Genomic DNA, 9,342 nt, shown 5'->3' with positions numbered 1-9,342 from the left:
AAAGCAGAGCGAGCCCGGCCTCGCGGCCGAGCGCTGAAAGGTTCATGTCGACCGAGGTCAGCGGCGGGCGCGTCGCCTCGGCCACGATCTCCCAATTGTCGAAGCCGATGACGCCGACATCGTCGGGCACGCGGATGCCGCGCTCGCGCAGCGCGTCGATGACGCCGCGCGCGATCTGGTCGTTGCCGCAGAAGACGGCATCGGGCCAGCCTTGCCTGCCCCGGCCGTTGCCGAACAGTTTCGCCACCGCATCGTGCCCCCAGGCTTCCGACCAGGCGCCGAGCAGCGGCTCGCCGACCGGCAGGCCATGCGCCTCGAGCACTTCCCGGTAAGCCTCGGCCCGCGCGTGCACCACGGCGAAGCCCGCCGGTCCGGTGACATGGGCGATGCGGCGGCGCCCGAGCCGCAAAAAATGCTCGACCGCCAGCCGCGCGCCGCCGGCATCGTCGGAGACCAGGCCGACCGCGCCGGCATACGGCTGAGTGAAGGCATAGACGACCGGAATGCGCAAATTGGAGAGATCGATCGGCAGATGGCGGTCGATGCGCTTTCCCGTGGCGATGATGCCGTCGACGCGCTTGTCGAGCATGGCCTCGACATGCAGTTGGCCGAGCCGCGTGTCGTCCTCGACATTGCACAGGAACACCGAGACGCCATTGTCGACCAGCGCATCCGAAACGCCGGCCATCAGCGGCAGCGAGAAGCGGCCATAGGTATCGTTGGTAAGCAGGCCGACGGTGAAGGAGCGCTTGCGCAGCAGGCTCTGCGCCAGGTGGTTCGGCCGGAAGCCGAGACGCTGCGCCACCTCACGAATGCGCTCGCGCGTCTCGGCGGTCATCCGCCCCTGCCCGTTCAGCGCCTTCGACGCCGTCGCCACGCTGACGCCGGCCGCAGCCGCCACCTCGCGCAGCGTGACCGGCAGCTTGGCGGAAACTGGCGCTGGCTCGGCGTCGGAAGACATAGTTCGAGGCGCATCCCTAAGTTGGGAAAAGGTTTTCCCTTATCGTCCTGCGCGAAGATGACGGGTGAGGTCAGCGGACGCGGGGCGATTTGGGAAAAGGTTTTCTCAAAGGGAGATTAGGCGAAGGTGGCGGCGTTGGCAAGGGGAAAGGACTCGACGCGGCTGCTCGCCCAATCGTTGACGTGCGTGGGATATCATAAGTTCCAGTCTCGAAGGACCGGATGGGCCCGCAAGCAGGCTTGTCGGTTTCCCAGAAGTAGCTAGCGTAACCTGCACGACCGATATGTGGCGCAACTCGGCGGAGAAGCGATTTTGCGGTTTTACCAGTTGGTCGCGATGTATTTTGGTTGGAGATATTCAAGCAGGCCGTGATGCCCTCCCTCGCGGCCGAGCCCGCTTTGCTTCATCCCCCCGAACGGCGCTGCCGGGTCCGAAACTAGGCCACGATTGACGCCGACCATTCCACTTTCGATGCGTTCGGCGACCCTCAGGGCGCGTCTGAGATCACTACTGTAGACGTAGGATATGAGGCCATACTCCGTGTCGTTCGCCAGCCGGACAGCCTCGTCTTCCGTATCGAACGGCGTGACCGCTGCGACCGGCCCAAAGATCTCTTCCTTCGCGATGTCGGAATCGGGGGAAACGTCAGCTAGGACTGTCGGAGGATAGAAGAAGCCCTCGCCAGGCCGCGGTTTGCCGCCCGTTTCGATACGCGCCCCACGGGCAACGGCATCCTTCAGCAAGCGATCAACCTTCTCCACGGCCGTCGCGGTAATAAGGGGCCCGAGCTGGGTCGTCGCTTGAAGACCCGGCCCCACTGAAAGCGACGACATTTCCTGGGTAAGCCGGCGGACAAAAGCGTCGTAAATGCCGCGCTGCACATAGAAGCGATTCGCCGCAGTGCAGGCTTCTCCGCCGTTGCGCATCTTGGCGACCATGGCGCCGGCCACGGCATCGTCCAGATCCGCATCATCGAACACGATGAAAGGAGCGTTGCCGCCGAGTTCCATGGAACAGCTGATGACCCGGTTGGCGGCCTCACGCAACAGGATGCGCCCAACGGCGGTCGAACCCGTGAATGACAGTTTGCGCACCCGATTGTCGTGCAGCATCGCGCTCACCACAGGCCCCGCGGCCGTGGTCGTCACGATGTTGAGGGCACCTTCGGGCAAACCGGCTTCCATGAGGATCGCACCGATCGCCAACGCGGTCAGTGGAGTCTCAACCGCCGGCTTCAGTACGCACGTGCAACCCGCCGCGAGCGCCGGGGCGATTTTGCGGGTCGCCATGGCCGCAGGGAAATTCCAGGGCGTGACGAGAACGGCGATGCCAATCGGCTGGTATTGAACCAGGATTCGGTTTGCACCGCCCGGCGCGTGGCCGATGTCGCCGAGAGTACGCACCCCCTCCTCGGCGTACCATCGGAAGAACTCCGCGGCATACGTTACCTCCGCGCGAGCGTCTGGGAGGGCCTTGCCGTTCTCCAGAGATATCAGTTGCGCCAGCCATTCGGCACGATCGAGCATGAGCTGATGGCAGCACATCAGCATGTCCGATCGCCGGCGTGAGGGGGTTTGCCTCCACATCGTCGCAGAAGCCTCCGCAGCATCAATCGCCCGGATTGCGTCGGCGACTGCGCCGTCTGCGACAGACGCGATCGTGAGCCCGTTGGATGGATCGGCGACATCAAACCGATTGCCGCCGGTTGCACTTGTCCATTTGCCGCCCACCAGCAGATCCACAGGAGCGCTTGCAATGATAGCCGCAGCATCCGCGCAAAACGATTCGATATCCCTTGCTGTCTGACTCACACCCATCCTCTCGCGGCTTTAGAAAACATGCGCAACCAGTCTGTCGATTGCTGGAACCAATATGAAATTGGTATTGCAACCGGTGTCAATATAGATCAAATTGGTTGCAGAGAAATCCGCCCGTTTCTTAGTGGAGTGGCCGCATGACCGTCGTTTTGAGGGATTTCATCGAGGCGGCCGGACTGCAGCCAGGCGACCGGCTGCCGCCCGAGCGCGATCTCGCGCTCAAGCTAGGTTTACCCCGCACGGCCCTCCGGCGCATGCTGGCCGAGATGGAGCAAGAGGGGCGCCTGCTTCGCCATGTCGGGCGCGGCACTTTCGTCGCCGAGCGAGGGGCAACTGCCAGCGCTCCGTATCGCGCACACGATGCCTCCCGGAAAGAACTGTGGACCTATCCCGCTGAGGTCTTCGAAGCACGATTAATCATCGAGCCGAAGGTGGCGGCGCTCGCGGCGTTGCGGGCGACCCCCTATGAAACTGAAGAGATGCACAAGGTCATCCAGCATGGCAGTACCGCCGCGACGCTGGCGGAGTTCGAGCGTTGGGACGCCGCGTTCCATCAACTGGTAGTGGTGGCGGCCCGCAATGGATTGCTGGCCTCGCTCTACGAAGGTATTCACTCGCTGCGGGCGGGGCGTCTTTGGGGGCGCATGAAAGAGCTGTCTCTGACGAAAGAGCGTATGCAGGAGTATACGGCTCATCATCGCGCGATCTTACAGGCGATCACTGACCGCGATGGTGGGCAGGCCGAACAAAGAATGCATAGCCATATCTTGACCGCGAGAGCCAACATACTCGGATCGGAGACAATGGGGTGAGTAGGCCTCATCGCCAAAATTTTGAGATTGCCGAACCGAGCGGAATGGCGCGTTCGAACGCTAATCGCCTGTCGTTCTATTCAAGGCGGGGCATCTGACACTGTTTTCACGACGGACGCGGTGCGCGCCATCCAGACAAGATGAGGTTCCTGTACCCGGCGGGCCCGTCCCCAAGGAAGAGCAACGTTATCGCCTCTTTGCTTCGGGCTGGCGACGGCGCATCGCACGCTTATCCCGCCATTCGTAAAGGGAATAGACAAGCGGGATGAACCATGGCTTGCCGCGGTAAAACGGCACGGCCTTCGGAGCGGGGTCGAAATCGAAGGCGGACTGCGCCTTTTCGGTTTCGCCGAGGATCTTGAAGGCGGCCTTCTTGCCCAGCCAGCGGGCCCAGACCACTCCGGAGCCGCAGAAGCCGGTGGCGTAAACCGTATCACCCGAGGTGAAAATCCGAGGCACCATGTCGCGATGCATGGCGACCTGGCCAAACCAACTATGCGTCAGGCCGACGCCCCTCAGTTCGGGGAAAATTCGGCCAAGTTCGCTGCGCAAATGGGTGGTCGGCGCCAGCGCGTCACCCGCCGTGGTGCCGTCCCTGCCGCCGAAGAGGATGCGCGATCCGTCCGCCGAAGGGCGATAGTAATAGCTGAGCTGGCGCATATCGCCATACATCATGCGCTTCGGCATCAACCGGTCCATCACGCCTTCTGCCAATGGCTCGGTAGCGATGATGCGGCTGCGCACCGGCACAATACGGCGTCGCAGCCAAGGATCGAAGCCGTCGGTATAGGCATCTGTGCAGATCAGCACCTTCCTGGCGAGAACGTCACCGCGCGACGTTCTCACACGGACCCCGCCGGCCTCGGCGATGGTTCCCGTAACGGCTGTGTTCTCATGGATTACCGCTCCGGTTGCCATTGCCACCCGTATAATACCCGCAAGCAGCTTGGCCGGATGCAGGCCACCGGTATCCATCCGCACGAATCCACCCGTGTAGAAATCCGTCCCGATATAGGTCGGCACGTCCAACCGGCCAACGGGATGAGCCTCGATGCCCAGAAAGCGCCGCAGTAGATCGGCGGAGCGGCTGAGTTCGTCGCATTCATCAGCGTTGATCGCGCCGACGAACAGGCCGGAGAGATGGAAGTCACACTCCACCTTCTCCTCGTTCAGAAAGGCCCACAGGTCTTCCCGTGCGGCCTTTCCCTCCATCAGGATCTCGGTGGCGCGGGCCTCGCCGAATCTTCTGATCAATTCCTTGCGCCCGGGTCGAATGCTCCCGCTCGCCATGCCGCCATTACGACTGGAAGCCGCCTGCCCCAGCGACTGGCGATCGAAAAGCTGAACACTGCGACCGGCACGAGCAAGCTCAATGGCCGCCGAAAGTCCTGCATAGCCTCCCCCAACGATCGCCACGTCGCATCTGGAGGCGACCCGGCGGACTGGGAGGGGAGAGAAGGTGCAATCCTCCCACCAATAGGGCGTGGATTTGAAGGGGCCAGCGGGATCGGCGGTCATGGGAACATACCAGCTTTTGGTCGGATCGGCGGGCAAGCGCAAACCGGTCAATCACGTGAGACCCAGAGTTTGCGCGTGGTTTCGATGGCACGCCATACGCCGGTGAATCCCGGATGCATGACGAAGGCGTCGCCAGCCGCGATGCGGCGCGGCGGGCAGCCATCCTCAGTAAGTTCGGAGACACCCGAAAGGATGTAGCAGAACTCGAAAGTCTCGCCCTTAATCGAACGATAGGCGCCAGGCGTGACCTCCCAGACCCCTGCCTTCACGGCGCCGTCTGCGGTCTGGGCGATATCCCAGCTCAGAAAACGTGGATCGCCCTCCACAAGGCGGTCGGGCAGAGGCTGCCCTTCGCGTGGGCGCGGAAGAACATTCTGGTCGATGAACGTCAACTTGGACATAGGGATGTGGCCTTTCTGCGCGTTGAACGCCGTTCGAACCAAAGTTGCCGCTCCAAAAGCTTCAAGGCAGTCAGTCCGACGACATTGAGGGTGAGGTAGAAGACGGAGGTGATGATGAAGATGTCCATAATGGCGAAGGTTTCGCTCATCAGGCGTTTGGCCCAACCGGTGATTTCGAGCACAGCGATGGTCGAAGCGAGGCTGGATTCTTTGACGATGATGGCAACCTCACTGCTGTAGGATGGCAGCGCTTGTCGCAAAGCCAGCGGGAACTTGATCCGGCGCAAGATAATCCAAGGCGACATGCCGCAGGCTTCCGCCGCCTCGATCAGCCCGCGCGGCAGGGATAAAAACGCGGTTCGAAAGATTTCGGCTGTGTAGGCACCGGTGTTCAACAGGACCGCGAGAATGGCTGCGTGCAGGCCGTCGCCGATCAGCCACCAAATCACCGGGTTGGAGCGAAAGAACCCGACCTGCCCTAATCCGTAGTAGATCACGAATATCTGCACCAGCATGGGCGTGCCGCGAAAGACGGCGCAATAGGCGTCGGCCGCCGTGCAAACCAAGCGATTGCGCGAAGTGCGCGCGAGCGCCACCAGGATGCCGAATGGCAGTCCTAAGCCCACGCCGAACACCGAGATCAGAAGCGTTGTCTTTGCGCCGGTGAGAAGGAACGGAATCGCATAGGCAATAATGGTGAAATCCATTCTAACCTCCGCTGAAGCCGCGATTGATATGGCGCTCAGCCAGGCCGAACAGGGTCTGGCTGACTGCTGTCATGGCGAAGAACAGCGAGGCAGCGATGCAGTAAAAGAGAAGTGGCGAGCGCGTGATGCCCGCTGCGATAGCCGCCATACGCATGAGTTCCTGCATGCCGACGATGGAAACGAGTGAAGTATCCTTGATCGTCATCTGCCAGACATTGTTGATCCCGCCGAGAGCAAGTCTCAACGCGAGCGGCAACGTGATTCTGAAAAAGGCGACCGATCGAGGCAACGCCAAAGATTTCGCGGCTTCAAGAAGACCGTTGGGAACGGCTTCCAAAGCGCCTCGCATCACCTCGATCGAATAGGCGCAGGAAATGGTCGCGATGGCGAGGATGCCGATAATGGACGGGTAGGCACTTTCAGCCATGTCTCGGTAGCCGAAGGCAACGGCTATCTTCTGCACCCAGTCGACAGAGCCAAAGAACAGGAGATAGATCACAAGAAGACCCGGCACGCCGCGGACGACGATGCTGTAGACATCGATCATCTGGGACAGCACCGGGACCCGCTGCCAGCGCGCTATGGCAAACGGGACGGCTGCGATCAACCCGATCATCATGCCGACCAGCCCGATGCAGATCGTCACGAAGGCGCCGCGCAGCAAAGCGAGTCCCCAGCCCTGCTCCACAACCAGCAACCAGATAGTTTCAAACATGGATGACACCCGTCGGGCCGCCGCGGGCTGCGACGGCCAGTTGTTGCGAGAGGATCACTTCTTGCACGGAATGGTGTAGTCGTCCTTGAACCACTTGAGGGAAGACTCCTTGATCTTACCTCCATCGATCATGTTGCAGAGCGCGGCATCTACCTTAGCCTTGAGTTGGGCATTCCCCTTGCGCATACCGACACCCATGCCGTGGCCGAGGGTTTCAGGATCGCTCATCGCCGTAATCTTCACATCGATCTTCGTGAAGTTGGCGCCGTCCGGTGTAGCGAGGAAATCCATCCAGGTCGGGGAGTCGCCGAAAGCGGCATCCAGGCGGCCAGCCGCAAGATCAGCGGTCTGCTGAGTGGTGGCATCATAAGTCTTGAGATCGGCGCTGGTCGCCCGCTTGCCGATGAATTTGGCATAGGTCGTGCCTGTCACGACGCCGACACTCTTTCCCGCGAGCGCCTTTTCGATCTCCTCGAGACTCTTGAGCCCGGCAAGAGCGGAATCTTTGGGGACCACGAAATAGAGCGGCGTGGTGGCGTACGGGATGGAGTAGTCGATCTTCTTCTGGCGCTCGGCAGTGATGCCAAGGCCGGAAATGATCACGTCGAAGCGGTCGCTATCCATGGAGGGAACCAGCGAACTGAAAGCCTGCACCACGAATTTGCACTTCATCTTGAGTTCGGCGCAGATACCGTTGGCAACGTCGGCGTCGAAGCCGGTGACGTTTCCGTTGGCGTCGGCCATGCTGAACAGCGGCGCGTCCCCTTCCGTGCCGACGCGTAGGACGCCTTCCTCGGCGCGCGCGGCACCGGCTGCGGCGGCGAGCATGAAACCGGATACGAAAATCGAACGAAACGTTTGAACTGAAAGCATGAGTGTTACCCCTTTTCTTGTTCTGCTGAAGAAAACCGCGATCACGCGGCGGCTGGCATGACGCTGGAGAGAAACCGTTTCACCGCCTCCGAGGCAGGGTTGCGAAACAACTCTTCCGGCGCATCGTCCTGCTCAAGGATACCTTTGCGCAGGAATATCATTCGGCTCGACACGTCGCGCGCAAACCGCATTTCATGGGTGACGAGAAGGATGGTCGCCCCCTCTTCGGCCAGCGTGCGGATCACCTTCAGCACCTCGCCCACGAGTTCCGGATCGAGCGCGGATGTGGGCTCGTCAAAAAGCATGATCTTTGGTCGCATCGCCAGCACCCGTGCGATCGCCACGCGCTGTTGTTGACCGCCTGAAAGCTGACTGGGATAGCGGTCGCGGAATTCGGCCATCCCCACCTTGGAAAGCGCCGAAAGCGCCATATCCTCGGCCTCCCGCCTTCCTTTCCCGAGCACGTAGACGAGCGCCTCTGTCACGTTGCCGATCACGGTCCGGTGCGGCCAGAGATTGAAGTTCTGGAACACCATGCCAGTCCGCTGGCGAAAGAGCCGGATCTTCGCGCGGTTGGTGATTTCGCTCTTGCCCGGTCGATTGGTGGTGATGGAGATTGCGTCGCCCATCACCTCGATCCTCCCTGAGGTCGGCGTCTCCAGAAAATTTATGCAGCGCAACAACGTGCTCTTTCCCGAGCCAGACGCGCCGATAAGGGATATGACCTCCCCTTCCGCCATCTGGAAAGTGACGTCGTTAAGGATCCTGACCGCGCCGAAATTCTTACTGAGTTCATGGACCTTTAGAACCGGGGCCGTGTCACGGCGTCTTCGGTTCCATTCAGATCGCACCTTCTCAACATGGGGCTGGCCCCGGCTGTCCATCGTCTGCGCGAGTTCGTTAAGTGTTAGGCGACTGTGACCATCGCTCCCACTTTCGTCGGTGACGGCGCCGTCTATGGCGCTCCTCCTCGAAACGGTTCGATATCCCTTGCTGTCAGTCACGTTCATCGGCTCGCTGCCTCTAGCAACTATTTGAAACCAATCTCGGGATTCTTAGGACCAATATGACATTGGTATCGCAACCGGTGTCAAGATAGATCAAATTGGTTGCGAGAAAAATCTACAGGAACAGCTTACATTTGGCGCGTCGGATCCAATTCGCGGAATGAAGATCATCGCAGATAATCCGCCCCTCGCCCGGCCTCAGGCGAACATAGACTCGCCAATCGCTTCCTAAACAGAATGTCGCTCCGCCGGGCCGCCCACGCGTCGCCGCCGGCGCCGAGCCCGCGCCAGCGGCAATAAGGGACGGCGGCGCCAGGTGACGGGTCGGCAGCGGTCGGGGAACCCGATCCGGTTCGAGCACGTCCACATAGCGACCAGATCCCACGCGCCGGCAAGCGCCTCCTCTCAATACCGCCGTCGCGGAACGATTAGCCGCTGCTCGATGTTGATGCGACATCGGATGGCGAATCCATGGAACGGCGCGAGAAGGAACAGGAGAACCTTTCCCGGCTGGAACGGGCCGCGCAGCGG

Annotated in this window: 9 protein-coding genes; 1 reads left to right on the top strand and 8 read right to left on the bottom strand. The window is 61.1% G+C overall.

The window, feature by feature from the left end; all coding sequences use genetic code 11:
• Both EOA75_RS22885 and EOA75_RS22880 read right to left on the bottom strand, forming a co-directional pair.
• Positions 1–961 (bottom strand): LacI family DNA-binding transcriptional regulator (locus EOA75_RS22885; protein ID WP_164747508.1); only part of this gene is annotated, 961 nt, incomplete at its 3' end.
• Positions 962–1,281: 320 nt separating this feature from the next.
• Entirely contained in the window at positions 1,282–2,778 is a 1,497-nt protein-coding gene (locus tag EOA75_RS22880) for an NAD-dependent succinate-semialdehyde dehydrogenase (protein ID WP_127325229.1), read from the bottom strand.
• A gap of 137 nt (positions 2,779–2,915) precedes the next feature.
• Between EOA75_RS22880 and EOA75_RS22875 the strand changes: the two genes are divergently transcribed.
• Complete coding sequence (locus tag EOA75_RS22875) at positions 2,916–3,590, top strand: FCD domain-containing protein (RefSeq protein ID WP_095783156.1); 675 nt, start codon at positions 2,916–2,918, stop codon at positions 3,588–3,590.
• 186 nt (positions 3,591–3,776) lie between these two features.
• Here EOA75_RS22875 and EOA75_RS22870 read toward each other — a convergent pair whose 3' ends face one another.
• From EOA75_RS22870 to EOA75_RS22845, 6 genes are read right to left on the bottom strand one after another with little or no spacing between them, the layout of a single operon-like run.
• Complete coding sequence (locus EOA75_RS22870; RefSeq protein ID WP_127325228.1) at positions 3,777–5,108, bottom strand: FAD-binding oxidoreductase; 1,332 nt, start codon at positions 5,106–5,108, stop codon at positions 3,777–3,779.
• A gap of 47 nt (positions 5,109–5,155) precedes the next feature.
• Entirely contained in the window at positions 5,156–5,509 is a 354-nt protein-coding gene (locus EOA75_RS22865; RefSeq protein WP_067329699.1) for a cupin domain-containing protein, read from the bottom strand.
• Positions 5,497–6,216 carry an ABC transporter permease subunit gene (locus tag EOA75_RS22860; RefSeq protein WP_067329696.1) on the bottom strand — a complete coding sequence of 240 codons (720 nt, stop codon included), beginning with the start codon at positions 6,214–6,216 and terminating at the stop codon, positions 5,497–5,499. The genes EOA75_RS22865 and EOA75_RS22860 overlap by 13 nt, the downstream gene beginning before the upstream one ends.
• Position 6,217: 1 nt before the next feature.
• On the bottom strand, positions 6,218–6,931 hold the full coding sequence (locus EOA75_RS22855) for an ABC transporter permease subunit (protein WP_067329694.1): 714 nt from the start codon (positions 6,929–6,931) through the stop codon (positions 6,218–6,220).
• Positions 6,932–6,985: 54 nt separating this feature from the next.
• Positions 6,986–7,804 carry a transporter substrate-binding domain-containing protein gene (locus tag EOA75_RS22850; protein ID WP_127216511.1) on the bottom strand — a complete coding sequence of 273 codons (819 nt, stop codon included), beginning with the start codon at positions 7,802–7,804 and terminating at the stop codon, positions 6,986–6,988.
• A 41-nt stretch (positions 7,805–7,845) separates the two neighbouring features.
• Entirely contained in the window at positions 7,846–8,814 is a 969-nt protein-coding gene (locus EOA75_RS22845; RefSeq protein WP_275955131.1) for an amino acid ABC transporter ATP-binding protein, read from the bottom strand.
• Between the last annotated feature and the right edge of the window lie 528 nt (positions 8,815–9,342).

It is taken from the genome of Mesorhizobium sp. M1A.F.Ca.IN.022.07.1.1, from assembly GCF_003997575.1.
In the GTDB taxonomy this organism is placed as follows: domain Bacteria; phylum Pseudomonadota; class Alphaproteobacteria; order Rhizobiales; family Rhizobiaceae; genus Mesorhizobium.
The sequence above is the reverse complement of the archived record's forward strand: the minus strand, read 5'-3'. Positions and strand labels throughout refer to the sequence as shown.